Origin of the sequence: Bradyrhizobium sp. 22 (genome assembly GCF_000482425.1) — a bacterium.
GTDB classification, from domain to species: domain Bacteria; phylum Pseudomonadota; class Alphaproteobacteria; order Rhizobiales; family Xanthobacteraceae; genus Bradyrhizobium; species Bradyrhizobium japonicum_B.
Window position 1 is genome coordinate 3,625,863 of record NZ_KI519399.1, and the last position, 23,938, is coordinate 3,649,800.

28 protein-coding genes are annotated in these 23,938 nt (G+C 65.4%); 13 read left to right on the forward strand and 15 right to left on the reverse strand.

Going from position 1 to position 23,938, the window contains the following annotated elements; genetic code table 11:
• Positions 1–250: 250 nt before the first annotated feature.
• From coaD to queA, 5 genes are all read left to right on the forward strand, one after another.
• Positions 251–748 (forward strand): pantetheine-phosphate adenylyltransferase, encoded by a 498-nt coding sequence (gene coaD, locus K410_RS0118540; RefSeq protein ID WP_028136279.1) that lies wholly within the window; start codon positions 251–253, stop codon positions 746–748.
• 35 nt (positions 749–783) lie between these two features.
• Entirely contained in the window at positions 784–1,347 is a 564-nt protein-coding gene (locus tag K410_RS0118545) for a peptidylprolyl isomerase (RefSeq protein ID WP_028136280.1), read from the forward strand.
• A gap of 9 nt (positions 1,348–1,356) precedes the next feature.
• Positions 1,357–1,782, forward strand: a complete 426-nt coding sequence (locus K410_RS0118550) for a UCP034077 family protein (RefSeq protein ID WP_028136281.1) — start codon at positions 1,357–1,359, stop codon at positions 1,780–1,782.
• On the forward strand, positions 1,779–2,243 hold the full coding sequence (locus K410_RS0118555; RefSeq protein WP_028136282.1) for a peptidylprolyl isomerase: 465 nt from the start codon (positions 1,779–1,781) through the stop codon (positions 2,241–2,243). Before K410_RS0118550 ends, K410_RS0118555 begins: the two co-directional genes overlap by 4 nt.
• A 113-nt stretch (positions 2,244–2,356) precedes the next feature.
• Positions 2,357–3,430 carry a tRNA preQ1(34) S-adenosylmethionine ribosyltransferase-isomerase QueA gene (queA, locus tag K410_RS0118560; protein WP_028136283.1) on the forward strand — a complete coding sequence of 358 codons (1,074 nt, stop codon included), beginning with the start codon at positions 2,357–2,359 and terminating at the stop codon, positions 3,428–3,430.
• 114 nt (positions 3,431–3,544) lie between these two features.
• Here the strand turns inward: queA and K410_RS0118565 are convergent, their stop codons facing one another.
• From K410_RS0118565 to K410_RS0118580, 4 genes are all read right to left on the reverse strand, one after another.
• Entirely contained in the window at positions 3,545–4,582 is a 1,038-nt protein-coding gene (locus tag K410_RS0118565; RefSeq protein WP_028136284.1) for an aspartate-semialdehyde dehydrogenase, read from the reverse strand.
• Between the two features lie 234 nt (positions 4,583–4,816).
• Positions 4,817–5,419, reverse strand: a complete 603-nt coding sequence (locus tag K410_RS0118570; RefSeq protein WP_028136285.1) for a PepSY domain-containing protein — start codon at positions 5,417–5,419, stop codon at positions 4,817–4,819.
• A 241-nt stretch (positions 5,420–5,660) separates the two neighbouring features.
• Positions 5,661–6,407 carry a TetR/AcrR family transcriptional regulator gene (locus K410_RS0118575; protein ID WP_028136286.1) on the reverse strand — a complete coding sequence of 249 codons (747 nt, stop codon included), beginning with the start codon at positions 6,405–6,407 and terminating at the stop codon, positions 5,661–5,663.
• A 135-nt stretch (positions 6,408–6,542) separates the two neighbouring features.
• Positions 6,543–7,751 carry a patatin-like phospholipase family protein gene (locus K410_RS0118580; protein ID WP_028136287.1) on the reverse strand — a complete coding sequence of 403 codons (1,209 nt, stop codon included), beginning with the start codon at positions 7,749–7,751 and terminating at the stop codon, positions 6,543–6,545.
• A gap of 191 nt (positions 7,752–7,942) precedes the next feature.
• Between K410_RS0118580 and tgt the strand changes: the two genes are divergently transcribed.
• On the forward strand, positions 7,943–9,088 hold the full coding sequence (gene tgt / locus K410_RS0118585) for a tRNA guanosine(34) transglycosylase Tgt (protein ID WP_028136288.1): 1,146 nt from the start codon (positions 7,943–7,945) through the stop codon (positions 9,086–9,088).
• Between the two features lies 1 nt (position 9,089).
• On the opposite strand, the gene K410_RS0118590 is transcribed toward tgt, so the two are convergent.
• Complete coding sequence (locus tag K410_RS0118590; RefSeq protein ID WP_028136289.1) at positions 9,090–9,308, reverse strand: hypothetical protein; 219 nt, start codon at positions 9,306–9,308, stop codon at positions 9,090–9,092.
• A 221-nt stretch (positions 9,309–9,529) separates the two neighbouring features.
• Between K410_RS0118590 and cysK the strand changes: the two genes are divergently transcribed.
• Both cysK and K410_RS0118605 read left to right on the forward strand, forming a co-directional pair.
• Positions 9,530–10,507, forward strand: coding sequence for a cysteine synthase A (gene cysK, locus K410_RS0118600; RefSeq protein WP_028136290.1), 978 nt, complete (start codon positions 9,530–9,532; stop codon positions 10,505–10,507).
• 3 nt (positions 10,508–10,510) lie between these two features.
• On the forward strand, positions 10,511–10,753 hold the full coding sequence (locus tag K410_RS0118605) for a BrnA antitoxin family protein (RefSeq protein WP_028136291.1): 243 nt from the start codon (positions 10,511–10,513) through the stop codon (positions 10,751–10,753).
• Between the two features lie 192 nt (positions 10,754–10,945).
• On the opposite strand, the gene K410_RS0118610 is transcribed toward K410_RS0118605, so the two are convergent.
• Together K410_RS0118610 and K410_RS0118615 are read right to left on the reverse strand one after the other, a co-directional pair.
• Positions 10,946–12,376 (reverse strand): caspase family protein, encoded by a 1,431-nt coding sequence (locus K410_RS0118610; RefSeq protein WP_028136292.1) that lies wholly within the window; start codon positions 12,374–12,376, stop codon positions 10,946–10,948.
• A 201-nt stretch (positions 12,377–12,577) separates the two neighbouring features.
• Entirely contained in the window at positions 12,578–13,453 is an 876-nt protein-coding gene (locus tag K410_RS0118615) for a DMT family transporter (protein ID WP_028136293.1), read from the reverse strand.
• A 248-nt stretch (positions 13,454–13,701) separates the two neighbouring features.
• On the opposite strand from K410_RS0118615, the gene K410_RS0118620 reads away from it, so the two are divergent.
• On the forward strand, positions 13,702–14,100 hold the full coding sequence (locus K410_RS0118620; protein WP_028136294.1) for a RidA family protein: 399 nt from the start codon (positions 13,702–13,704) through the stop codon (positions 14,098–14,100).
• Positions 14,101–14,150: 50 nt separating this feature from the next.
• Here K410_RS0118620 and K410_RS0118625 read toward each other — a convergent pair whose 3' ends face one another.
• The 3 genes from K410_RS0118625 to K410_RS0118635 form a co-directional block, all read right to left on the reverse strand.
• Positions 14,151–14,696: a hypothetical protein gene (locus tag K410_RS0118625; RefSeq protein ID WP_028136295.1), complete on the reverse strand. Its 546-nt coding sequence runs from the start codon at positions 14,694–14,696 to the stop codon at positions 14,151–14,153.
• Entirely contained in the window at positions 14,641–14,991 is a 351-nt protein-coding gene (locus tag K410_RS38500; protein ID WP_080672231.1) for a hypothetical protein, read from the reverse strand. The genes K410_RS0118625 and K410_RS38500 overlap by 56 nt, the downstream gene beginning before the upstream one ends.
• Positions 14,992–15,187: 196 nt before the next feature.
• The gene (locus K410_RS0118635) at positions 15,188–15,775 is read right to left on the reverse strand and encodes a formyltransferase family protein (protein ID WP_028136296.1); all 588 of its coding nucleotides are present in this window, start codon (positions 15,773–15,775) and stop codon (positions 15,188–15,190) included.
• A gap of 541 nt (positions 15,776–16,316) precedes the next feature.
• On the opposite strand from K410_RS0118635, the gene K410_RS0118640 reads away from it, so the two are divergent.
• A complete protein-coding gene (locus tag K410_RS0118640; protein ID WP_028136297.1) occupies positions 16,317–16,535 on the forward strand; it encodes a hypothetical protein in 219 nt (72 codons plus the stop codon).
• A gap of 67 nt (positions 16,536–16,602) precedes the next feature.
• On the opposite strand, the gene K410_RS0118645 is transcribed toward K410_RS0118640, so the two are convergent.
• Both K410_RS0118645 and K410_RS0118650 read right to left on the reverse strand, forming a co-directional pair.
• Positions 16,603–16,905: a hypothetical protein gene (locus K410_RS0118645; protein ID WP_028136298.1), complete on the reverse strand. Its 303-nt coding sequence runs from the start codon at positions 16,903–16,905 to the stop codon at positions 16,603–16,605.
• 147 nt (positions 16,906–17,052) lie between these two features.
• A complete protein-coding gene (locus K410_RS0118650) occupies positions 17,053–17,280 on the reverse strand; it encodes a hypothetical protein (RefSeq protein ID WP_028136299.1) in 228 nt (75 codons plus the stop codon).
• 275 nt (positions 17,281–17,555) lie between these two features.
• Between K410_RS0118650 and K410_RS0118655 the strand changes: the two genes are divergently transcribed.
• Together K410_RS0118655 and K410_RS0118660 are read left to right on the forward strand one after the other, a co-directional pair.
• A complete protein-coding gene (locus K410_RS0118655) occupies positions 17,556–18,641 on the forward strand; it encodes an AI-2E family transporter (RefSeq protein ID WP_049820092.1) in 1,086 nt (361 codons plus the stop codon).
• A 129-nt stretch (positions 18,642–18,770) separates the two neighbouring features.
• Positions 18,771–19,163 carry an NUDIX hydrolase gene (locus K410_RS0118660; RefSeq protein WP_028136301.1) on the forward strand — a complete coding sequence of 131 codons (393 nt, stop codon included), beginning with the start codon at positions 18,771–18,773 and terminating at the stop codon, positions 19,161–19,163.
• Between the two features lies 1 nt (position 19,164).
• Here the strand turns inward: K410_RS0118660 and K410_RS0118665 are convergent, their stop codons facing one another.
• From K410_RS0118665 to K410_RS41285, 3 genes are all read right to left on the reverse strand, one after another.
• On the reverse strand, positions 19,165–19,410 hold the full coding sequence (locus K410_RS0118665; RefSeq protein ID WP_433994202.1) for a hypothetical protein: 246 nt from the start codon (positions 19,408–19,410) through the stop codon (positions 19,165–19,167).
• Between the two features lie 151 nt (positions 19,411–19,561).
• Positions 19,562–19,801: a hypothetical protein gene (locus tag K410_RS0118670; protein ID WP_028136303.1), complete on the reverse strand. Its 240-nt coding sequence runs from the start codon at positions 19,799–19,801 to the stop codon at positions 19,562–19,564.
• A 660-nt stretch (positions 19,802–20,461) separates the two neighbouring features.
• Positions 20,462–20,596: a hypothetical protein gene (locus tag K410_RS41285; protein WP_283805925.1), complete on the reverse strand. Its 135-nt coding sequence runs from the start codon at positions 20,594–20,596 to the stop codon at positions 20,462–20,464.
• A gap of 25 nt (positions 20,597–20,621) precedes the next feature.
• On the opposite strand from K410_RS41285, the gene K410_RS0118680 reads away from it, so the two are divergent.
• The gene (locus K410_RS0118680) at positions 20,622–23,726 is read left to right on the forward strand and encodes a DEAD/DEAH box helicase (RefSeq protein WP_028136304.1); all 3,105 of its coding nucleotides are present in this window, start codon (positions 20,622–20,624) and stop codon (positions 23,724–23,726) included.
• The last annotated feature ends 212 nt before the right edge of the window (positions 23,727–23,938 follow it).

The following is a 23,938-nucleotide window of genomic DNA, read 5'->3' on the forward strand; positions in this document are numbered from 1 at the left end:
TCCCCTGTGATGCGGCCGCCTACGCCCAGTGTGCGGCCCGTCATTCGTTGGCCGGATTAGTAACCATGGCCAGTTTCCGGACGTCTTCGCCCGGCGCGGGAAATGGTTTCGTGCCCGCGTCCTTTTGTTTCGTGACCGCGCTCGGGACGAAACAAAGCGGCTATCGCCGACACGGCCGGCGGGGTATTGCCGGAAACGGCCGGGGAACCGGCCCGCTTGCCGGGCCGGGCCGGGCGCGGTAGGAGGGGGCATGCCGCGTATCGCCTTTTATCCGGGTTCCTTCGACCCCATCACCAACGGCCATCTCGACGTGGTCCGGCACAGCGTATCGCTGTGCGACAAGCTCGTGGTCGCGATCGGGGTCCATCCCGGCAAGAAGCCGCTGTTCTCGACCGAGGAGCGGCTGAAGATGCTCCATGACGTCTGCGGGCCGGTGGCGGCCAAGGCCGGCTGCGTGCTCGAAGCCGTGACGTTTGACGATCTGTCGGTGACGTCGGCGCGCAAGCACGGCGCGACCATCATGATTCGGGGCCTGCGAGACGGCAGCGACCTCGACTACGAGATGCAGCTCGCCGGCATGAACGAGGCGATGGCCCCGGAGGTGCACACGGTGTTCCTGCCGGCCTCGCCGATGGTCCGCCCGATCACCGCCACTTTGGTGCGCCAGATCGCCGGCATGGGCGGCGACGTTTCGGCCTTCGTCCCGCCGGTTGTCGCAGCCCAGCTCAAGGCAAAGTTCGCCGGATAACGGCGCTTCCTCTTCCTCTCTGATCCGGAGTTGTCATGATCCGAATTCTCGCAGTCCTTGCCGCGCTCCTGTTCGCGGTGCCGGCGGTGGCGCAGCAATTGCCTGCCAACCTCGACAAGGCCAATGCCATCGTCATCGACAGCACCAAGGGCCGCATCGTCATCAAGCTGCGCAACGACATCGCGCCCCAGCATGCCGAGCGCATCAAGCAGCTCGCGCGCGAAGGCTACTACAACAACGTGCCGTTCCATCGCGTCATGGACGGCTTCATGGCGCAGACCGGCGACGGCCAGAACTTCAACGGCACCGGCGGGTCGAAATATCCGAACCTGAAGCAGGAATTCTCCAAGGTGCATTTTGCCCGCGGCATCGTCGGCATGGCCCGGCGCGGCGACAGCGTCGACAGCGCCAACTCGCAGTTCTTCATCATGTTCGCCGACGGCGGCAGCCTCGATGGCCAGTACACCGTGATCGGCGAGGTCGTGCAGGGCATGGACGTCGTCGACAAGCTGAAGAAGGCGCCTCCCGGCTCCGCCGGCGGCGCCGTGACCGATCCCGACAAGATGGTGAAAGTGCAGGTCGCCTCCGACATCAAATAAGAGGTGGCGATGGCGCGTTGTGGCGACAAGCTCCTGCTGGTTGCCGCGATGCTGCTGCTCGGCACCTCGGGCACGGCTGCCGAGGTGAGGCAGGTCGATACCATCCAGGACGTGTTCCGGCACTTGCGCACCTGCTGGAGACCGCCGCCCGTTACCAAGGCTCGGCCACTCGACATCACCGTCGTCGTGAGCTTTAACCGGTCCGGCGACATTCTGGGCCATCCGAGGATCACCTATGAGTCCGCGGAGGCCTCCGACAATGACCGGCTGCAATACCGGATCGCGGTGATGGAGGCGTTGCAACGCTGCACGCCGATGCCATTTACCGATGCAATGGCCGGCGCCGCCGCAGGACGTCCATTCGCGATCCAGTTCCGCAACCGCAAGACGTCACCTGACAAGACTTCACCCCCAACACAAGAGAGACGAGCATGAGCGTCACCGAAAACACCCTGATCCTCGAGACCACGCAAGGCCCCGTCACCATCGAGATGCGCCCCGACCTCGCGCCCGGCCATGTCGCGCGCATCAAGGAGCTGGTCCGCGAAGGCTTCTACGACGGCATCGTGTTCCACCGCGTGATCGAGGGCTTCATGGCGCAGACCGGCTGCCCGCAGGGCACCGGCACCGGCGGTTCCGGCAAGAAGCTGAAGGCCGAGTTCAGCAAGGAGCCGCATGTGCGCGGCACCGCCTCGATGGCCCGCGCCGCCAACCCCGATTCCGGCGACAGCCAGTTCTTCATCTGCTTCGACGACGCACGCTTCCTCGACAACCAGTACACGGTCTGGGGCAAGGTCACCGAGGGCATGGAGAATGTCGACAAGATCAAGCGCGGCGAGCCCGTGCAGAACCCCGACAAGATCGTCAAGGCGCGGATGGCCGTCGACAAGGAATGACCGCGTAGCGGTCATTCCGGGGCGCGCGAAGCGCGAACCCGGAATCTCGAGATTCCGGGTTCGATGCTGTGCATCGCCCCGGAATGACGCGAACCAAAGGCGCGACAGCGCTCATGCGCACCGATCTCTTCGACTTCGACCTGCCCGCCGAGCGCATCGCCTTGCGCCCGGCGAGCCCGCGCGACTCCGCCAAGATGCTGGTCGTCGAGAACGGCGCGCTGCGCGACCAGACCGTCGCCGACCTGCCGTCATGGCTGAAGGCGGGCGACCAGATCGTCGTCAACGACACCAAGGTGATCGCGGCGCAGCTGAAGGGCCGCCGCATCGGCCGCGAGACCGAGCCCAGAATCGAGGCGACGCTGATCAAGCGGCTCGACGGCTCGCGCTGGCAGGCGCTGGTGAAGCCCGCCAAGAAGCTCGTCGCCGGCGACCGCATCCGCTTCGGCAATGAAGGCAAGGTCTGCCTGCTCGGCCATCTCGACGCCGAGGTCGAGGCCAAGGGCGCCGAGGGCGAGGTCACGTTGTCGTTCTCGTTCCACGGCCCAGCGCTGGACCAGGCCATCGCCGATCTCGGCAGCCCGCCACTGCCGCCCTACATCGCCTCCAAGCGCACGCCCGACGACCAGGACCTCGCCGACTACCAGACCATGTTCGCGGTGAACGAAGGCGCGGTTGCGGCGCCCACCGCCGGGCTGCATTTCACCCCGGCGCTGGAGCAGGCGCTGCGCGCGCGCGGCGTCGGCATTGTCAGGGTCACGCTGCATGTCGGGGCAGGGACGTTCCTGCCGGTGAAGGTCGACGACACCGAAGCTCATAAGATGCACGCCGAGTGGGGCACGATCTCGGCCGAGACCGCGGAGCGCCTCAACAGCGCTCGAAAAAATGGCGGCCGCATTATCGCCGTCGGCACCACGTCATTGCGCCTGCTCGAGAGCGCAGCCCGCGAGGACGGCACGATCCAGCCCTTCGCGGCCGAGACCGCGATCTTCATCACGCCCGGCTATCGCTTCCGGGCGGTCGACGTGCTGATGACGAATTTCCACCTGCCCAAGTCGACGCTGTTCATGCTGGTGTCGGCATTCTCCGGGCTGGAGACGATGAAGCAGGCGTATGCGCACGCGATCGCGAACGGGTACCGGTTCTATTCCTACGGCGATGCGTGCTTGCTGTTTCGGGAAAAGAAGTAGGGCGGGTTAGCTGAGCAGAGACGCGCAGCGCATCTGCTCGGCGTAACCCACCATCCTTGTCTGCACTGGAAAATGGTGGGCTACGGCTTCGCCTAACCCACCCTACGCACCTTGCTACGCCATCACCCGCTGCGGCAGAAGCTCGGCGATCTGCACCGCGTTCAGCGCTGCGCCCTTGAGCAGCTGATCGGCCGCCACGAACATCGAGATCGAATGGCCTGAGGGATCGCTGAGATCCTTACGGATGCGGCCGACCAGGACGTCGTCCTGGCCCGAGGCGTCGATCGGCATCGGGAAGTAGTTCTTGGCGCGGTCGTCGACCACCTTGACGCCGGGCGCCTGCGCCATGATGGCGCGGACCTGGTCTTCGCTGATCGGCTTTTCGCATTCGAAGGTGATGGCCTCGCAATGGGCGCGCAGCACCGGCACGCGCACGCAGGTGACGCCGACGGCGATGGTGTCGTCCTCGAAGATCTTGCGGGTCTCCTTGATGACCTTGGTCTCTTCGTCGTTGTAGCCGGTGTCGGGGTCGACGGCCGTGTTGTGGTTGAAGAGGTTGAAGGCGTAGGGATGCGGCATCACCTTCGGCGTATAGACCTGCCCGTTGAGATTGGCGCGGGTGGATTCGACCAGCTCCTCCATGGCGGCGGCACCGGCGCCCGAGGCGGCCTGGTAGGTCGAGATGATGACGCGCTTGATGCGGTTCTTCTGGTGGATCGGCCACAATGGCACCAGCGCGGTGATCGCCGCGCAGTTCGGATTGGCAATGATGCCCTTGTGGTCGCGGATTCGGTTCGCGTTGATCTCGGGGATCACCAGCGGCACGTTCGGGTCCATGCGGAAAGCGGAGGAGTTGTCGACCACGACCGCGCCCGCCCTGACCGCGATCGGCGCATACTTCTTGGAGATGCTGCCGCCAGCGGAGAACAGGGCGATATCGACACCCTCGAAGGACCGCTCGGTCAGCTCCTCGATCGCGATATCCTTGCCGCGGAACGACACCGTCCTGCCGGCCGAGCGGGCGCTGGCGAGCGCCTTGAGCTTGCCGACGCGAAAGCCGCGCTTGTCCATGGTGGCGATGAATTCGGCGCCCACCGCGCCGGTGACGCCGACAATCGCGACGACGGGATCGTTACTCACTTTGTCCTCCATTGAGATTTGCGAATGAGACAACAAAAAAAGCCCCGGACCATCGAGGGCGGGGCTTCGGTAGAGCTTGATGCGTTTTAGTCGACGACTACGCGCGCACGCCTCCCCGGGCCCCTGAGGCCGTGGTGGTTTTGGTCGTGCGTTTGGTGGTCGTGAACATGGCGGCGACTTATGCGGGAGAGTCTGGTCGCCGTCAATGGCCTTTTGCCCCGGTCGATGCCGGGGCGGCGACAGCCGCTACTTCGTCCTGGCGCCCGGGGGCTCCAGGATGACCTCCTTGAGGTCGTCGCCGCTGATCACGACGATCGCGAAATTGAGCCGGCCGCGTTCGCGCACGAGGCCACCGCTGATCGCCTTGCCCGAAGCCGCGCGCTCGGCAACGCGCACGGCATCCGCGAGGCGGTGCCTGATCGCACCGAGGGCCGCAAGGTTGTTGCGATCATCGTGGTCGAGCTCGGCGAGCGGCAGGGCAGCTTCTCCGCCCACCAGTTCGCCCGTCGCGGCGTTGATGGTGTGGCGCCAGATCCGGTCGTTGTGCAGGGTCTTCACCCGATACACCGCGACGCCGGAGCCGCCGTCGAAACTGACATCTGCGGTGGTGGCGCCGGCGTGGCGGGCTTCGGCGATCGCCATGGCCTGGCTGATCGAGATCGACGAGCTGCGGAAGCGCTCGATCTCGCGGCTGACGGCCTGGCGGTCAGCCTCGGCATCACCATCTGTATCGCTGTGAAGCGCGGTCGGCGTGCCCGCCGTCACGGTCGCCTGCAACGGCGCGGCGAGGAGCAGCGCAGGCAAGGCGATCGCGAGCAGTTGCAAGGTCCGTCGTCTGGCTGTCGTCATGTTCGAAACCTTCGACCTGCGAGTGTGCCGGATGAACGTAAAGAATTCGCGGCCGGCCTCGGGCAAAGGCCGGCCGCGGAACGCCGCGGCGGGCTGTACCTGCCGCGACGATCGAAGCGGTCCAGACCTCCTTGGGGCTGTGAAAGGCGGCCCGGACCAACTGAACTAAACAATACCGTATCGTTTTGTTTTGGTCAACGCCGATGCGGCGTCCCCCTTGGGGAGCGAGTTCACGGAATCGTCAGCGGGAGGAGCGGCGCCGCGTCGGGCCCTTGGCGGCGTCCCGGATCCGGTCGGCAGGACCCAGCGCACCGGCAAGGAACAGCTTGATCGCGCTGCGCATGCGCTTCTCGGCCGATTTCGGCTCGAGGATCGTTCCGAAGGTTGCCATGCGGTGGGTATGACCAACCACCACGTCGAGAAACACCTCGGCCGCAATGGTGGTGTCTTCGACGTCGAGCGCGCCTTGCGCGACCAGGTGGTCGAAGAAGCGCGCAGTGGTGGCGACCGCCTTGAGCCAGCCTTCCTCCTTGCCGAGCTTGGCGACGTCGGGGAAGTTGATGGCTTGTGACGTCATCATGCGGCTGAAGGCGACGGCATCGGGACCGCAGGTAAATGAGAGCATCTCGCGCCCGATCTCGACCAGCCGCTGCTCGACCGAGACGTCGGCGGCACTGCTCAACTGGGTCTCTGCCGCGGCCGACAACGGCGCAAGCCAGCGTGCGATCTCGCGCCTCAGCACGGCGGCAAACAGGCCGCGCTTGTCGCCGTAGCGGGCATAGACGGTGGGCTTGCTGACCCGGGCCGCTTCCGCCACCGCGTCGAGCGAGGTCGCGTCGAAGCCGCGATCCAGGAACAGGCGGGTGGCGACCTCGATCAGCCGCTGGTCGCGCTCGATGGCGGCGGTCTTGGTCGGCCGGCCACCGCGGGATTTCGGCACCTCGCGCCGCGGCGCTGCCGGTCTCGTCCTGGTCGCAGTCAATCCCATGCCCAATGATTCCTGCGCGTTTCTGACGTTCGTCATTCGCTCTATATCGCGCAGCAGCCGGGACGTCATCGCCAATCTGGCCGAATTGGCCGTATCGTCAACCGTTTCGGCACGGCCTCGTTCCGTCACGCGGATTCACGGCAGCGCCGAGGTCCAGGCCTGGCCGGATGCAGCCTTGTCGTATCCGTACTGATACAGCGCCCGCATATAGGCGGTGTCGAAGCCTTCCGACGGCGGCGCCGGATAGTCGCGCGCGATGTAGGAGAGATGAAAGCCGAGTCGGTTGCGCCGCGCGAAATCATAGGTCGAGAAGATGATCGAGCGCGTCTGCGACTGGGTGATAGCCGACAGGCTGCGCGAGGCGACGTCGATGGTGCCGTTGGAGACCAGCTCGAAATTGCGTTCGATCTTCTTGTTGACGAGGATGTAGATGTCCATCTTCGCACTTCCCGGCAGCCGGCTGCCCTGGAACAGCAGGGCTTCCGGCAGCGTGAGCACCGGCGCGGTCACGCCGCCGTCGACATGCATCTCCTGAAACTTGCGGCCCTGGCCCTCGGCGTCGATCATGATCGGCGGAAACACCAGCGGAATGCTGGCCGAGGCCGCCATCACGTCGCGAAACAGCTTGAGCGCCTCGGGCGTGCCGACGGCGGCGATCCTGCCCATGTCCCAGATCGCGGTGCGCTGGGTGTCGAGGTCGGTCGTCGCGATCAGCAACTTTCGCCCCTTGGCGTTCTCGCGCGCGACCTGGGCCAAAATCTCCGGCCCGACATAACGTGCGACCAGCTCGCGCAGCCGCGTGTTGCCGAACAGGCCGGATCCGAACAGCACGCGCATGATGCTGGGATCGTTCAGCAGGCTCTCCGCGATGCCGCTGGTGTAGACCTCCTTCAAGGTGTCGTCGTATTGCGGGCCGAGAAACGCGAATGGCGCGATCAGGCCGCCGGTACTGACGCCCGAGACGACGGAGAAGGTGGGGCGGGTTCTGGCCGCGGTCCAGCCGTTGAGCACACCGACGCCGTAGGCGCCATCGGCGCCGCCGCCGGAAAGCGCCAGATAGGACTTCGTCGCCGTGCTGGTGTCCTTGTCGAAACTGAATTTCGTGACGGGGTCATCGGCGTAGCGCCTGAGGCCATCGATATCGAGCACGCGCGATGTGCTGGCTTCCTGGGCCGTGTAGGGTGTGCGGGGCAGGGAGGTGCAGGCGGCGAGCGCCAGGCTGCACGTCAGGACTATGACCGCGGTCAGGCGGCCGGTTACGGGCCTGATCCGCTGGTGCAGGCGGCCGGAGAGGTCGGTCGAACAGGAAGGAAGGAGCATTGTCGGTGGCTGGCGATCACACATCTGGCGCCGTCGGCGGACTCGCCGCGGCACCCTCGTCCAGCCCCGAGTAAAACTATACTGTATCGTTTTGTTTAACAAGGCTGGCGGCGGGAATGAATCGCGCCCAGTGTGTCCCAGGCTGAGGCACCGGCCGGCCGCTGCACCGGCTGGGCGGGTTGATCGACGTGCTCCGACACGCAATAAGCACCGCCATGAATCCCGACAACGACCTTCCCAATCACTTTGAATTGCTCGCCACCGATGGCGCCGCGCGCACCGGACGCCTGACCACGCCCCATGGCGTCGTGCGGACGCCGGCCTTCATGCCGGTCGGCACCGCCGGTGCCATGAAGGGCATGCACTGGCGCGAGGTGCGCGATGCCGGCGCCGACATCGTGCTCGGCAACACCTATCACCTGATGCTGCGCCCGACAGCCGAGCGGATCGCGGCGCTCGGCGGCCTGCAGCGCTTCACCGGCTGGAACGGTCCGATGCTGACGGATTCCGGCGGCTTCCAGGTGATGTCGCTGTCGGACCTGCGCAAGGTCACCGAGAACGCCGTCACCTTCCGCTCCCATATCGACGGTGCCAAGGTCGAGCTGTCGCCGGAGCGCTCGATCGAGGTGCAGCGCCTGCTCGGCTCCGACATCGCCATGCAGATGGACGAGTGCGTGCGGCTGCCGGCCGAACACGCCGACATCGAGCGCGCGATGCAATTGTCGCTGCGCTGGGCGGAGCGCTCGAAGCGCGCCTTCGAAAGCGCTCCCGAGGGCTACATGCTGTTCGGCATCGTGCAGGGCGGCGACGTCCCGCAGCTTCGTCATGCCAGTGCCAAAGGCTTGGTCGAGATCGGCTTCCATGGCTATGCGATCGGCGGCCTCGCCGTCGGCGAGCCGCAAGAGGTGATGCTGGCGATGATCGACGAGACCGCGCCGGTGCTGCCGAAGGAGCGGCCGCGCTATCTGATGGGCGTCGGCACGCCCGACGACATCCTCGAAGCCGTGAAGCGCGGCATCGACATGTTCGACTGCGTCATGCCGACGCGCAACGGCCGCCACGGCGTCGCCTTCACGCGTTTCGGCCAGGTGAATTTACGCAATGCGCGCCATGCCGACGATCCGCGTCCGTTGGACGAGGAGAGCTCATGGCCGTCGACGCGCAATTGCGCGCGCGCCTATCTGCACCATCTCGTCAAGGCGGGCGAGACGTTGGGGGCGATGCTGCTGTCCGAAATCAATATCGCCTATTACCAGTTCCTGATGCAGGGCATCAGGGACGCGATCGCAGACGGAACGTTTGAGCAATTCTATCGGCGTACGCGCGAGGACTGGGCGAGGGGCGACATCGCCCCACGCTAGCTCAGTTGCACACGAAGCGTTGCTTCACGGCATGTTTGGTCACGAAGCCATAGCCGCAATTGTCGCAGGTCCAGAGATAGCTGATCATTTGGTCCGAGACGTAGGCGGAGGCTTCGGCGGCGACCATGGAGTCGGCGCAGACGGGACAGGTCGGCAACTCGCTGCAACGCGGATCGCGGTTCGGCGCGACGGTCGACAACACTTCAGCAATTGCTGACATCGTGGTGACCTCCCTGCTTTAAGACCTAAGTCTAACATAAGCAGAATCGGTTGACGAGGTCGCAACACAAATGCGTTGAATTTCTGATCGTCGCCGCTCACGTGATTTTGCGATGCAGCGTATTTAACATGTGCCGCATTGTCGCTTGCGTGCCGCCGCATGCTGTCTGTAACTGCACGATGCCGCGATAGATGTGCAGAGTTTGCCACAGGGAGTTCATCATGGACGCATCGTCCAACACGGGTGCAGCGCACCAAGCCGGCCGCGGCCGGATCTACGACTCGATCGTTGAGGCCTTCGGCAATACGCCGATCGTGCGCTTGCGCCGGCTGCCCGGCATGCACGGCGTGAATGCGACCATTTTGGCAAAACTTGAATATTTCAATCCTGCCGCAAGCGTGAAGGACCGCATCGGCGCCGCCATGATCATCGCGATGGAGAAGGCCGGCATCGTCAAGCCCGACACCGTGCTGATCGAGCCGACCTCCGGCAATACCGGCATCGCGCTCGCCTTCGTGGCGGCGTCACGCGGCTACCGCCTCAAGCTGGTGATGCCGGAATCGATGTCGATCGAGCGGCGCAAGATGCTGGCTTTTCTCGGCGCCGAACTGGTGCTGACGCCCGCGGCGCAAGGCATGAAGGGCGCAATCGCCGCCGCCGAGGAACTGGTGAAGACGACGCCGAACGCGGTGATGCCGCAGCAGTTCAAGAACCTCGCCAATCCCGAGGTGCACCGCCGCACCACCGCCGAGGAGATCTGGAACGACACTGGCGGCAACATCGACTTCTTCGTCGCCGGCGTCGGCACCGGCGGTACCATCACCGGCGTCGGCCAGGTGCTCAAGCCGCGCAAGGCCTCGCTTCGCGTGGTCGCGGTCGAGCCGGAGGAGAGCCCGGTGCTGTCGGGCGGACAGCATACCCCGCACAAGATCCAGGGCATCGGCGCCGGCTTCGTCCCCGACATCCTCGACCGCGCCGTGATCGACGAGATCGTGAAGATCAACTCGACGACCGCGATCGAGACCTCGCGCGCGCTGGCGCGGCACGAGGGCATTCCCGGCGGCATCTCCTCGGGAGCTGCGATTGCGGCCGCGCTGCAGATCGGCAAGCGGCCGGACGCCGCCGGAAAGACCATCCTGGCGATCGTGCCGTCCTTCTCCGAGCGGTATCTTTCGACGGCCTTGTTTGAAGGAATCTAGGACATGGCGGAGCAACCACCGAGGCGGCCGCGCACCCTTGGCGATGCCAGGACGGAAGCAGAGGCCGCGTTCAAGAAGGTGACGGCCAAGGTCGCCGCGGCGCCGCCTAAGCAGATGGCTGTTCCCGGCATCAAGGAGCAGGTCACGCTGCGCATCGATCAGGACGTGCTGGAGTTCTTCCAGGAGGGCGGCCCCGGCTGGCAAGATCGCATCAACGAGGCGCTGCGCAAGGCGGCGGGGAAGTAGGGTCCGCGGATGGGCTGTAGCTCCTCATCCTGAGGAGCTTGCGCAGCAAGCGTCTCGAAGGATGAGGGCCCCGCTGCAAGGAGTTGGGCCTGCATGGTTCGAGACGGCGCTTCGCGCCTCCTCACCATGAGGATCACAAACGAAAAGCCCGGCGTGAGCCGGGCTTTTGCATTCTGAGATCGTCGCCTCGCCTCAGCGGCGGAACATGCCGCCCATCATGCCGCCGACGACACCGCCGACGAAGGCCGCACCGGCGGCATCGCCGGGGCTGCTGCGTTGCGGGGCCGGCGCCGGCGCGCTGCCCTGAGCCGGGGCGCTGGCGGCGCGCCGGGCCGGCTTCTGGCTGGTGTCGCTCGCAGTCGCCGGGGCAGCCACGATCTCCGAGAGCAGAGCCTTGTGCTGGAGCTTGTTGAGGTAGCCTGACGAGGGATAGCCGCGCGCCGTCTGCCAGCGCTTGAGCACCGATCGCGTCTCCTCGTCGAACGTGCCGCTCGGCTTGGTGTCGAAGCCGAGCGCCGTCAGGCGACGCTGCACGTCGCGGCGCTTGGTCTTGTCGAGGCCGATCTGGTCCTCGGTGACTTGGGTGGACTCGTCGGTGAAGGTTGCGGGATCGATGCCGGCGTTGAGGGCGCGGGTCGCGGTCGAGGGGCCACTCTTGATGGCGGCAAGACGTGCCAGCGCCAGCGCCTTGAACTGACCGTTCGGATAGGCGGTGAGATAAGCGTTGAGCTCTTCCGGCTTGTTCGATTCCTTCACCGAGCGCCAATATTCGAGCTCGACGCCGTCCGAGCCGCCGCTCGCAGCCGGCACCATGCCCGAAGCGGTCGGCGCCGCGTTGGCGACCTGCGTGGTGGGGGCCTGGTTGAGATAGACCGAGCCGGTCAGGTTGGTATGGCCCCACGGCAGCTGGCCCTTGCGGGTCTCTTCATTGACCTGGGCGCGCACCGACGTCATCGCCTGCTGGATCTCGACGCCGGGCTTGGTGATGTTGTCGATCAGCGCACGCGTGAACGGGCTGTTGTTGCCCTCCTGACCGTCGAGCGCGGTCTGGCCGGGGCCCGTGGCGAACGCGATCAGGGTGCCTTCACCGGATTTCATCTCGGCAAGACCGCTCTGCACGTTGACGCTGCGGGTCGCGGAGTTCGACTTGATCTTGGCGGCGAACGGATTGTCGCGGCAGGCATCGAGGAACACGAGCTTGACCTTGGCATCGCCCATGGTCTGCTCGAGCGTCAGGTCGATGTTGATGGCCGCGCCCAGCTTGACGTCCATCTCCGACTTGATGTCGGCGTCGACGGGCAGCAGGTAGTTGGTGCCGCTCACGGCGATGCCGTGGCCGGCATAATAGAACAAGGCGATGTCGGAGCCCTGCGCCTTGCGCCCGAAGTCGAGCAGCTTCTCCGTCATCTGGTCGCGGCTGAGATTGGAGCCTTCGATCACCTCGAAGCCGACATTGCGCAGCGTCGATGCCATCGCCTTGGCGTCGATCGGCGGGTTCGGCAATTGCGCGACGTTCTTGTAGGAGCCGTTGCCCACGACAAAGGCGACGCGGCGGTCAGCCTTCGCGGCACTGACCGACAGCGCCATGCACATCAGCGAGGCGAGGAGGGTGAGATAGCGCATTCTGAAATCCCCAGAATCGAATTGCAGGCAGCAACAAATTGGCAACGAACCTACACGAAGTGCCCGACCTCGCGCCACCAAAACGGCAGGACGTCCGCATCAACCCGCTGCTGTGTGGCCGAATGTGCACGGTGGAGCGCCGCTCCAACGTGATCTAAATCACACGGCCACTTTGTTTTGTCGCGCAAGGCGGCGCAAGGTTCACTGCCTGCGGGCAGGAACCGGCGGCACCGGCTTCAAATTCAGGAGATTGCCGCACAGGATCAGCGCCGCGCCGAGCACGGTCCAGCCGTCGAGCCGCTCGGAATAGAGCAGCCAGCCGGCTGCCGCAGTCAACGGAACCCGCAGGAAGTCCATGGGCACCACGATCGTCGCATCCGCGTACCGGAGCGCACTGGCGAGGCAATAATGGGAGAAGGTGCCGCAGACCCCAATGACGAACAGCCAGCCCCATAGACGAGGCGAGGGCCAGACCCACACAGCGAGCGTCGGCAGCAAGCCCACGACGGCCTGCACCACGATCATCCAGAACAGGATCGACAACGCGCTTTCGGTCCGGGTCAGCGACTTCGCCAGGATCATGGAAATGCTGAAGCCGATTGCAGCCCCGAGCGCGATCAACTGGCCGGGATTGATTTCGCTGGTGGCGGGCCGCACGATCATGACGACGCCGACGATGCCGAGCACGACGGCGGCGATCTTCCACAGCGTCATGCGCTCGGACAGGAACGTCGCGGCCAGCACCGCGGTCCAGATCGGCATGGTGAATTCGATCGCGACGACCTGCCCGATTCCGATCAGCGTCAATGCGTAGAACCAGCCGAGCTGGGCGAAATAGTGCACCCCGTTGCGGGCGAGGTGCTGGGGCAGGCGCGTGGTCGCGACCGCCTTGAAACCGCCGGCGCGGTATATGATGGGCAGGAGGAGCGCAAACCCAATCACCGAGCGCACTTCCATGATCTGGAAGACGTTCAACTCGCGCGTGGTCTCGCGCCCGGCAACCGCCATCACCAGCATCAGCGACAGCCAGCCGGCCATCCACAGTGCAGCCATCGTTTTGGACGGTGTCGCGCTCATCGGCGGTGATTGCGGGAGGACGGAATGTGAAGGGACGGCCGGTATCGGCGACATCGCCGCCGTTTGCAACGGCCAAATCTGCGGATGCAGCGATGCATCGGGCCGTGCTAAAGCATGATACGGAAAAGTGCGCAGCGGTTTTCCGAAAACATCATGCTTAAACGGCAAGCTGAGGCGCGATAGCAAGTCATCCTCATCGCATCGCGCTTTAGGCAGCATCAACAACAACAATCGGGAGAGCTTCGCTCATGCAGATCCTGCAGCCAGCCGAATGGAAGAAACCGCGTGGCTTTTCCCATGGCGTCGCGGTCGAGGGGCCGGGGCGCTGGGTGGTCCTGGCCGGCCAGACCGGCGGCGACGAGGGCGGCAATTATGCGCCCGACCTGGCGGCGCAGGTCGAAATGGCGCTGAAGCGGATCATCAAGCTGCTGGGCGAGGTCGGCGCGGGTCCGGAGCACATCGTCCGCCTGACCTGGTACCTGACCAGCCGCAGCGAATATGAAGCGGCCGGTGCGGGCATTGGTGCGGCCTGGAAGGAAACGCTCGGACGCAATTTCCCGCCTTCGACGCTGCTCTATATCGGCGGTCTCGTGGACGAGCGGGCCAAGGTCGAGATCGAGGTCACGGCGTTCGTCCCGGCGGCATAAAAAAAAGATCCGGCGGGACTGCCGGATCGTTTGTCGGATCGACCGCTTGCTTACTTCGACAGCGAGATGTTCGCTCCGCGGAACTGGCTGTCCGCGCGTATCGCGACGCTCTGCTTATTGCCGCTCGTCTTCAACGAGATGTTGGCATTGAAGCCCGCGGCAGAGGCAAGCAGCTCGTAATGGCCGCCGGAACCATGCCCCTGGAGCGATCCAGAGATGTTGCGGCTGATCTCGGACCAGCTCCCGCTGACGGATCTGCCCTCAGCCTTGAGGCTGGCCGTGAAGTTGAACTTGTAGGCGTCGCTGGCGCAGGTCAGGGTCAGCTCCATGGTGGGGCCGATCGGGGCGTACTTGGCCCGGCAGCGGATCCGTTCGGTCGAGCCGTCGTCCAGGGCCACCGTCCCCGCGCCACTCCAGCTGCCCGCCAGTGGGGCGAACGGGCTCGACTGGGCCTTGCTTTCAGTGCCGGCGATCCCTGCCGCAAACAAAACGGCGGCCGCGATCAGCAGCCGCCGGCTCCGGGCGCGAGCCTCGATTGGTTTATTGGCGCGATGCTTCCCATCGCCCGCTGCACGGTATGCCTGCAGATGCTCCATTCCACTTCCCCGATCCGGCGTTGCCGTTGAGTTGACCGTTGGCATATGCACCATTGATCGAAACTTTCACAAGACCCCCGCTGCCGATGGTGCCGGAAACGTTAGCGCCGGGCGCAGTGATCTTTCCGTCGGCAACTGTCAGCATGGAACTCGCGGTGGGTTCGCACGAGCCGCTCTTGGTCACGATCGTGACGTGCCAGTTGCCGTCGTAAGGCGTCTGGGCAAAGGCGGAAGCGGCGAGGGTGCCGGTGAAAACTGAGGCGGCACAGAACACCGCAATGCGAGCAAAACGCATAAATCCGTCCTTCAATGTGTCTGATATGCTGTCGCTTATCTGGACCAAATGTGACGGAAATTTGTTGCGATGCCAAACTGCAAATTGTTCCTGTTGGAACAATGGTTTATTTGCGTTTTCGGCTCCGATTTTCCAAGTGGAATCAACGTGGCTTCACGTTAAGGGTAAACGTCGTGAGCGAGCCCTTGGATAGGCTTCACGAAAGGCTTGGCGCGGAGGTCGCGAACTGCTCGTCCTGAGTCTTGGCGGGCAGCGCCTTGTGGACCTTGGCGTAGTCGATCACGTCGGCCAGGAGCTTGAGGCCGAGAGGGGCCAGCGCGCGCTCCCAGAGCTCTCGCGCCGTCTCGCCCTTCTTGACGAAGCACCAGTCCTGGGCGGCGATGGCGCCGGCGTCCATGCGGTCGGCGAGGTGATAGATCGTGCCCCCGGCGATCGGATCGCCTTCCTTGATGGTCCATTCCACGGCGGCCTTGCCGCGATGACGCGGCAGCAGCGAGGGGTGATAGCCGATCCCGCCGAGCCTGGCTGCGGCGAGGGCGTCCTTGCCGATCCGGGCGTGGCTGTGCGCCGTGATGATCAAATCGGTATCAGGGGCGATCTCGGAGCCTACGACCAGCTTCGGGTTGGCCTGCACCACGACCTCGATGCCGGCCGCCTTGGCGGCCGCGGCGAGGCGATCCTCGGCGTCGGCCACCACGACCCGCACGATCGAAACGCCGTGCTCCCGGAGCATGTTCAGGGTGGTCACGCCGAAATGGCGGGAGCCGACGAGGGTAATGCGCATGGGTCTCCGATCCGATCTCGCAACTGCGTCATCACCCGATAACACGTCCGGACGCCCTGTCACCACCCGCACGGCGTTTGCCGGGGTTATCAACAATACGCCGGGACGGGGCCCTGAACGCGCAGCCAGCCGTTCCGGTGTCTCCATGGCGGCCGCAGAATGCCGCGCAATTGCTTCCGCGAACCCATTGCGCGAACCATGAGCGTTGCCGTGCGGCCACGGCAGGAAGGCAAGCGTCCGACAAGTCGGTTCCTGTGTTTCGTTGTTAACAGAGGGACGCCGGGCGGGCTGATAAGAGTGCGTGGACCGGGGCTGGCTACATTTCAACCCGCATCCGTTTTTAAACCCGGCCTGGGCCGCTGGCGTTACCGCCAGCGGCCTTTTCAATGCCGCGTATCACGAAATCACCGAATGGTAACGCGATCTCAACCAACCCGGCGTATCGACGAATCCGTCGCGGATTTGTATTGCGTACCGCGACATCGAAAATGTCCCGCCGGCGTGGGTGCGCCGCGCGGGCCTTTTCGCCGGGACAAATCTCATGCCGCGCGCAATTGAGCAGATTGTCGACAGCTATGTGCGGCTGAAGAACCGCCGTGGGCTCGACGAGCTGATGATGCACAGGCAGCGGCTCGCGGTCGAGCTGAAGAGCAGGTCCGGTTATGATTTCAGCCTGCCGATCGGCCAGATCGACGAGGAGATCGCGATCATCGAGGCGGGCCTCAGCCGGCTCAAGGCAGATAATTCCACGGCGATCTAGCGGGGTCTGCGCGGCAAGGCTACGGACGCCGCGGCGCCGTCTGATCGTCGGTCAATGCGCTTGTCGTTCAATCGCGCCGGCCGCCATCGATCACTGTGAACAGCGGCCGCGCCGGGGTCGGCTCGACCAGCAATTCCTCCACCAGCGCGGTTGCCGCGTCGACATATTTGCGTGTCGGCTTGTCGAGCGGGCGCCTGGCCTCGTCGTCGAGCGCGACCTTTGCGGCCTCGACCAGCTTGCGCATGCGCGCCGCGTGGTCATCGCCCGCCGTCAGCGTCGCGCGCGCCAGCGAGCGCAGCACGAACAGCTCGCCTTCGAGGCGGAGCAGGCGGTCGTTGAGCCTAGTCAGGACGGCGTTGAGGTCGGCCATGATTGCTGGTTCGGCGCCAAGGGTCGGTTCTGATCTAGCGGCGATCGATGAACGGAGTCCAAATGGCGCCGCTGCAATTCGGCCGATCCGCCGGTCCGTCTCGGGCGACCCTGAGGCGTCGTCAGGGCTGGCCGCGTGATGGGCGGCCTACCATTCCACGTCCGCCCAGCGCTTTCCGAACACGGGTGGCCGCGTCTTGACGGCTTGCCAGCCGAAGAAATGATGCTTGCCGGACCATGCGTGCACCACGCCGCTGCAGATGCTGCATTTGAAGTGGCCGGCGTGGGCTTCGCTGTGCTCCTCCCTGGTCGCGGTGTAGTTCATGCCGCAACCCGCACAGGTGAATTCTTCGATCGTCCAGATGCTGTTGGCCATTGCACGGAATGCTTCTTGGTGACCCCGATCCACGCTAGCCGCGGGCGTTTGCAGCGGCGTAAACCGGCGCGCGGGAATCCGGTTAACGGGCGTTAGCCAAGGGCGGGCGACGTCGGAGGCGGCCGCGGGTCGCGGGCCATGGTGCAACGGCCCTGACGTGGTGCCAATCGCGGGGCGGGCCGGTTCCCGTCGCCTTGACGCCGGATGCGTTGCTGGCAATAACGGCTGGGCCTCGCAAGCACCGGAAGTTTTGCGTTCATGCCGCAAGGAAAGCAGTGCCCGTGAAAAGTCTCCGTCAGCTCCTGACGGGAGAGGATGTCATCCAGCTGGTGATCCGGCTCGGCCTGCTCGCCCTGCTGATCATCTGGACCTTCCTGATCATCCGCCCGTTCGTGCCGATCCTGGCCTGGAGCGGCGTGCTCGCGGTTGCGTTCTATCCGGCCTTCAGCTGGGTCGCCAAAGCCCTCGGCGGCCGGCCCAAGACCGCAGCCGCGATCCTGACCATGATCACGCTCGGCATCGTGATCGGCCCGGCGACCTGGCTCGGCATCAGCGCGGTGGACGGCGTGCGCGAGCTGGCCCACCAGCTCGGCACCGGCGATCTGGCGCTTCAGGCCGCGCCCGAGCAGATCAAATCGTGGCCGCTCGTCGGCCCCTGGCTCTACGAGCTCTGGGACCAGGCCTACACCAACGTCCGCGCGCTGGTGCGCGAGGTGGCGCCGTATCTCCAGCCGCTGGCGGGCCCGCTGCTGTCGCTTGCCGGCGATGCCGGCGTCGGCACGCTCCAGTTCCTGGTCTCGGTGTTCGTGGCCGGCTTCCTGTTTCCGCATGGGCCGAGGCTGGTCGCGGCCGGCCGCGGCTTCCTGTTTCGCATCGTGCCGGAGCAGACCGAGCATTTCCTCTCGCTGGCGGGCGCGACCATCCGCGCCGTGGCGCAGGGTGTGATCGGTGTCGCGATCGTGCAGGCGCTGCTCGCCGGCATCGGCTTCAAGCTCGCTGCCTTGCCGAGCGCCGGCCTTCTGGCCTTCATCGTGTTGCTGCTCTCGATCGTGCAGATCGGCGCGTTCCTCGTGCTGCTGCCGGTGATCATTTGGATCTGGACTGCCAAGGACGTCACCACGGCGCTGCTGCTCACCGTGTTTCTCGTCCTCGTCGGCTTCATCGACACCATGTTGAAGCCGCTCGTGATGGGACGCGGCCTGACCACGCCGACCATCGTGATCTTCGTCGGCGTGATCGGCGGCACGCTCGCCCACGGCATCGTCGGCCTGTTCATCGGCCCGATCATCCTGTCGGTGGCCTGGGAGTTGATGATGGCCTGGATCAGGACCGAGGACCGGGCAGGGGCAGGCAAGGACTGATCCCGCGCCAACCGCGGCGATCTGCCCGAGGTGCCGCGCCGGCATCCGGCGCCTCGAAGCATGCCGCGAACTTGTCTGTTTCACTAGACAAGTTACGATCGGAACGATTCTGTTTCAGCGACGGCAGCAATGGCGAAGTCTTCCAAGCTCGTCGCCGCGAGGCGCGGCAAGGTATTGTTGGTCAGACGCCGGTCGGACGGCCTGTGGATGTTTCCGGGCGGCCGCAAGCGGGCGCGCGAGTCTGCGAAGGATTGCCTGCGGCGGGAGATCCGGGAGGAACTGCCCAAGCTGAAGCTCGGCAGGATCAGTCTCTGGAAGGAAGTGAAAGCCAGGAACAAGCGTTCCGGCCGCAAGATGAGCGACGCGATCTTCATTGCCAAGAGCGCCAAAGGCCGGCTGGCCATCGGCGACAAGAAGGAGATCGACCGCGCCGCCTGGCAGAAGCCGCGCGGCATCCGTCTGACCGCGACCTCGCGCTACATCCGCGACCGCCTGTTTCCGCGCAAGCAGAAGCCGAGGTGAGCTAGTCCTCGCGTTCGGCCGATCGCGTCCGTCCGGCAAATCGCCTCGATTGCGCCGCGCGCGGTTCGGGTGCGGCAAGCCTCAAGGCCTCGGCCTCCCTAATATCCTTGCGGACCTTGCGCGCATTGCGCATCGCGCGCTTGATGAAGGGATGCTGGGAATCCTCGGTGAAGAACAACACCACTTCGCAACTCGGGCATTGCCTGGAATAGCCGTCCTGCAACCGCCCGGCGCGATCGCGAAACACGCTCTTGCACCGCGTGCACTGAATCTGGACCGAGCTCATGCGCCGACAACAATGACTTTGAAAAACGGATCTCGAGCTGATCCCAAATGTCTGAACAAAGCTTGAAGGATATTGCGGCAGGATGCCGGAGCGCGCGAGCTTCGGCCGGCCGCTATTGCCCGGCCGCCATCGTGTCGAGGCAGTGGGTGAGGAAAGCGGTGCGATCCCTGGGCAGCACCTTCTCGAGATCCGCCTTCAGCGCGCATTCGCGCTGGCGCAGCTGCTCGGCCCGGCGCTTCTCGGCTGCCTCGCGATATTCGGGAGCGACCTTGCTCGGATCGACCAGCGTCTGCGAGCGGGCGGGGGCCGACGCAAGCAGCGCGACGGCGGCGATGAAAAGCAATGGTTTCAAATGAGCCTCCGTAAAAGCCGGCATCCTAGCGCGCGGCGCGTGCGCGCTCAAACGGCAATGCGGTATCCCACTCCGGCGGATTGAACGGGACGAACGTTCAGGCCGCCGCGCCGAAGCTTTCCGCCGGCGAAGATGGAACGACTTGCATGGAACGACTTGGCATGGCCGGCGTCGAATCCTGGCTCCGGCCCAGCCCCACCCCCAGCCCCCCAAAAGCAGCGGGCCGCGACAAAACCTTCCCCACAAAGGTTGGCGACCTCAGAGCCTCCGCGCTGAGGTCGTTTATTTTGCCGCAGGCATGTGAACCAGTTCACAAGCGCGCGCTGAAATCGCTGCTATGAAGATGTCATTGCTTGACCAATTCATTTGAACGAAACGCCCCAGCGTGGCTCCAAGCGCTGGGGTTTTTCGTTTCTCTCCGTGCGCGGAACGGTTACAATCGCGCCAGCGTCGCATCGACAGACGCAGATCCCGCGCCGCGCCAGTTCCGCTGCAGCGGTCGACAAGCCAGCCCTTGTGTCGGGATCGTTGCGCCGGGCCGAACGTTGCCACCAGGCGTGCGTTCGCGGGGCAAATCTCATATGCATGGCGCGATGTCGCCGAATCGCAAATGAGGGCGGCTGGCGTTCAGTTGACGACGGTTTACGACCAGAAACGGATTCAAGTGAGGCTTACCAAGAAGGCGCGGGTGGCCAAGAGGTCGCCGAAGAAGACGTTGCCGAGCAGGACGTCGACAAGCAAGGCGTTGCCGAACAGGACGTCGCCAAGGACGAGCAAGGCGGTGCAGCGCGCCACGATCTCGTCGGCGTCGCCGCTCGGGGTGCTGGCGCTCCACCTGCTTGCCCAATGGAAGCAGTCTGGACCGGGCGGCATCGTTTTTCTCGCCGAGAACGAGAACAGGGCGGAGCGGCTGGGCAGCGTCATCCACGCGCTCGACCCCGCTTGCGAGGTCCTGGTGTTTCCGCGCCTGAACACCTTGCCGTTCGATCAGCTCGAGCCGTCGCACGAGCTCGCGGGGCGCAGGGCCTCCGTGCTGAGGCGCCTTGCGAAATCCAAGAACCCGCTGTTTCTCGTCTCGACGGCGGAAGCAGTGATGGAGCGCCTGCCGCCGCCGGCGAGCCTGGTGCGCCTCAGCCTGAGCTTGAAGGTGGGCGGCCCGTTCTCCGAGCGCGAGCTCGAGACGCGTCTCGAAGCCCTCGGATACGATCTCGACGACGAGCCGGATTATCCGGGCGGCGCGCTGTTCCACGGCCAGACCTTCGAGATCTTTCCCGCAGGCGCGCTGGGGCCGTTCCGGATCGAGCATTCGGATCGGGCGATCAAGCGGATCGTGGCGTTCGATCCGAACGAGCACAGGATCATCTTCGAGACCAAAGAGCTTCTCGTCGATCCCATGTCGGAGCGGCTTGGCCTTGCCGGCAAAGGAAGCAAGCGCGCGAGCCTGTTCGACTATTGTGGACGTGCCAAATGGATCGCCGATGCGGGCATTCCGGCGCACGTCGACGGCTGGTTCGATACGATCGAGGAGGCCGCGCCGCGCGCCGAGCGCGAGCGCGAATATCTCGGGCGGCGCGACTGGAAGCAGCTCTCCAAGGGCATGAAGGTGCTGCCGCGCGCGGCGTCCTCCCAGACCATCCCGGAGTTTTCGAAGCTGACATCCGCCAGGAAGGCGCTGCGTGCTTTCGTCGAGGAGACGCGGCGGGCCGGTTCGCGCCTGATCCTCGCCGCGGCGCAGGAGGACGATCTGCGCGTGATGGAGCGCATGAGCGGCCTCAAGGCGGCGCGCTGCGAGGACTGGGACGAGGCGGCGAGCGCGCGGAGCGGCGAGGCGGCGCTGCTGGCCGATCTCGATGCGGGCTTTGTCGTGCCGGGCCGAAAGCCTCTCGTCGTCGTGACGGCCTCCGACGTGCTCGGCAGCCGGGCGCATCATCCGCAGCCGATGGCGCGGGCCTGGAGCACGGCCTTCGACCATGCCGACGTGCCCGAGCAGGGCACGGTGGTGATCCATCTCCAGCGCGGCCTCGGCGTGCTCGACGGCCTGCAGACCGTCAACACCGGCGGCGGCGGCTTGCGGGAGATGATCCGCCTGAAGTTCGCCGGCGACAATGCGGTGCTGGTCCCGCCGTCCGATCTCGCCTTGATGTGGCCCTACGCGGCCGAGCTCGGCAAGCTCTCGCTCGACAAGGCGGACGGCAGCACATGGTGGGCGCGCCGCACCGAGGCGGAGCGCGAGATTCAGGCGGCCGGCAGGGCGCTCGCCAAGCACATCAGCCAGCGCCGCCGGCGGCGCGGCGAGAAGCTGGTGCCGCCGGGATCGGCCTACGAGAAGTTCGTCGCGCGTTTCCCCTACTTCACGACGATCGACCAGGCCGTGGCGATCCACGACGTGCTGGATGATCTCGCCTCCGGTCATCCCATGGACCGGGTGGTCTGCGGCGACGTCGGCTTCGGCAAGACCGAGGTGGCGCTGCGGGCGGCGGCGGCCGTGGTGCTCTCGGGCAAGCAGGTGGCGGTCGCGGTGCCGACGACGGTGCTGGCGCGCCAGCACGTCGCGACCTTCCAGAAGCGCTTTGCCCCGTTCGGCATCGAGGTCGGCAACCTGTCGCGGGCGACCTCGGGCGCCGAGCTGCGCGAGACCAGGGAGGGCCTGCGCAGCGGCCGGATCAAGGTCGTGATCGGCACGCAGGCGCTCACCGGCAAGGACGTCAGGTTCGACGATCTCGGCCTCGTCATCATCGACGAGGAGCAGCATTTCGGCGCCGCCGAGAAGGCCAGGCTCGCCGGCCTCGCCAAGAACGTCCATGTGCTGATGATGAGCGCGACGCCGATCCCGCGCACGCTCGCCGCCGGTCTTGCCGGCTTCCGCGACCTCAGCGTGATCGCCTCGCCCCCGGTGCACCGGCTGCCGGTCGCGACCCGGATCGCGCCGCTGTCGGATGCCGCGATCGCCTCGGCGCTCTTGCGCGAGCAGCGCCGCCACGGCCAGAGTTTTCTGATCTGCCCGCGCATCCAGGACCTCGATCCGATGCTGGCGCGGGTGCAGGCGGTGGCGCCGGACCTGCGCATCGTCTGTCTGCACGGCCGATTGGCGGCGAACGAGATCGACGACCGCATGATGAGCTTCGTCGAGGGCAGGGCCGACGTGCTGCTCGCGACCAACATCGTCGAAAGCGGGCTCGACATTCCCCGTGCCAACACCATCGTGGTCTGCTGGCCGGAGAAGTTCGGCCTCGCCCAGCTGCATCAGCTGCGCGGACGCGTCGGCCGCAGCGGCATCCGCGCCTTCGCCCATCTGTTGACCGAGACGCAATCCGGACAATCCGAGAAGCGGCTGGCCGTGCTCGAGGAGTTCAGCCGGCCCGGCGCTGGCTTTGCCATCAGCGAGCGCGACCTCGACCTGCGAGGCGCGGGCGATCTGTTCTCCGAGCAGCAATCCGGCCACGTCAAGGTGTTCGGGCCGGTGCTCTACAGTCATCTCCTCAAGATGGCTTCGGAGAAGCTCGACGAGGGGCAGGCGGTATGGGTGCCGGACCTCAACCTGCCGCTCGGCGAAATGCTGCCCGAGAGCTACGTGCAGTCCGAACCGGTGCGGCTCGAGCTTTATGCGCGCGCCGCACGTTGCACGGATGAGGACGACCTCGAAGACCTCGAGGAGGAAACCGCCCGCCGCTTCGGTCCGTTGCCGGAGGTCGCGCGCGACTTCTTCGCCGCGGCGAGGCTCAGGATCGAATGCAAGCGCAGAGGCATCATCCGCCTCGACGTCGGCCCGGAAGCTGCGGCCGCGACCTTCCTGCCGGGGCGCCTGCGGAAGTCGCGGGGCAAGTCGCTGCAGCGCGACGGCGACCGCGTGGTCTATCACGCCAAGATGCAGGGCGCGCCGTTCGAGCGGGTGGAGGAACTGTTCGAGCTGCTGGACGAGGGCTGAGGCGGCCTGCAAAATATGCGAAAACAACCCCATGCACAGTAGCTAAGTGCTGCTGGCGCAAGGCTTTTTGAATCCGGCGGAAAGGGTGCGTTTGCCGCGTCGGGCAAAACAGGGATGTTCGCCGGTCCCCGTACTCGAACGGAGACGTTGGGCCCTTCAGCCGCCTCGCCGCTAACGTGGAATTAATCCGAAATGCTCACAATTTTAGGCAG

Bases quoted from the DNA above. Each gene is read 5' to 3' on its own strand.
- coaD (WP_028136279.1), top strand. From the start codon at position 251: ATGCCGCGTATCGCCTTTTATCCGGGTTCCTTCGACCCCATCACCAAC.
- K410_RS0118545 (WP_028136280.1), top strand. From the start codon at position 784: ATGATCCGAATTCTCGCAGTCCTTGCCGCGCTCCTGTTCGCGGTGCCG.
- K410_RS0118550 (WP_028136281.1), top strand. From the start codon at position 1,357: ATGGCGCGTTGTGGCGACAAGCTCCTGCTGGTTGCCGCGATGCTGCTG.
- K410_RS0118555 (WP_028136282.1), top strand. From the start codon at position 1,779: ATGAGCGTCACCGAAAACACCCTGATCCTCGAGACCACGCAAGGCCCC.
- queA (WP_028136283.1), top strand. From the start codon at position 2,357: ATGCGCACCGATCTCTTCGACTTCGACCTGCCCGCCGAGCGCATCGCC.
- K410_RS0118565 (WP_028136284.1), bottom strand. From the start codon at position 4,582: ATGGAGGACAAAGTGAGTAACGATCCCGTCGTCGCGATTGTCGGCGTC.
- K410_RS0118570 (WP_028136285.1), bottom strand. From the start codon at position 5,419: ATGACGACAGCCAGACGACGGACCTTGCAACTGCTCGCGATCGCCTTG.
- K410_RS0118575 (WP_028136286.1), bottom strand. From the start codon at position 6,407: ATGGGATTGACTGCGACCAGGACGAGACCGGCAGCGCCGCGGCGCGAG.
- K410_RS0118580 (WP_028136287.1), bottom strand. From the start codon at position 7,751: ATGTGTGATCGCCAGCCACCGACAATGCTCCTTCCTTCCTGTTCGACC.
- tgt (WP_028136288.1), top strand. From the start codon at position 7,943: ATGAATCCCGACAACGACCTTCCCAATCACTTTGAATTGCTCGCCACC.
- K410_RS0118590 (WP_028136289.1), bottom strand. From the start codon at position 9,308: ATGTCAGCAATTGCTGAAGTGTTGTCGACCGTCGCGCCGAACCGCGAT.
- cysK (WP_028136290.1), top strand. From the start codon at position 9,530: ATGGACGCATCGTCCAACACGGGTGCAGCGCACCAAGCCGGCCGCGGC.
- K410_RS0118605 (WP_028136291.1), top strand. From the start codon at position 10,511: ATGGCGGAGCAACCACCGAGGCGGCCGCGCACCCTTGGCGATGCCAGG.
- K410_RS0118610 (WP_028136292.1), bottom strand. From the start codon at position 12,376: ATGCGCTATCTCACCCTCCTCGCCTCGCTGATGTGCATGGCGCTGTCG.
- K410_RS0118615 (WP_028136293.1), bottom strand. From the start codon at position 13,453: ATGAGCGCGACACCGTCCAAAACGATGGCTGCACTGTGGATGGCCGGC.
- K410_RS0118620 (WP_028136294.1), top strand. From the start codon at position 13,702: ATGCAGATCCTGCAGCCAGCCGAATGGAAGAAACCGCGTGGCTTTTCC.
- K410_RS0118625 (WP_028136295.1), bottom strand. From the start codon at position 14,696: ATGGAGCATCTGCAGGCATACCGTGCAGCGGGCGATGGGAAGCATCGC.
- K410_RS38500 (WP_080672231.1), bottom strand. From the start codon at position 14,991: ATGCGTTTTGCTCGCATTGCGGTGTTCTGTGCCGCCTCAGTTTTCACC.
- K410_RS0118635 (WP_028136296.1), bottom strand. From the start codon at position 15,775: ATGCGCATTACCCTCGTCGGCTCCCGCCATTTCGGCGTGACCACCCTG.
- K410_RS0118640 (WP_028136297.1), top strand. From the start codon at position 16,317: ATGCCGCGCGCAATTGAGCAGATTGTCGACAGCTATGTGCGGCTGAAG.
- K410_RS0118645 (WP_028136298.1), bottom strand. From the start codon at position 16,905: ATGGCCGACCTCAACGCCGTCCTGACTAGGCTCAACGACCGCCTGCTC.
- K410_RS0118650 (WP_028136299.1), bottom strand. From the start codon at position 17,280: ATGGCCAACAGCATCTGGACGATCGAAGAATTCACCTGTGCGGGTTGC.
- K410_RS0118660 (WP_028136301.1), top strand. From the start codon at position 18,771: ATGGCGAAGTCTTCCAAGCTCGTCGCCGCGAGGCGCGGCAAGGTATTG.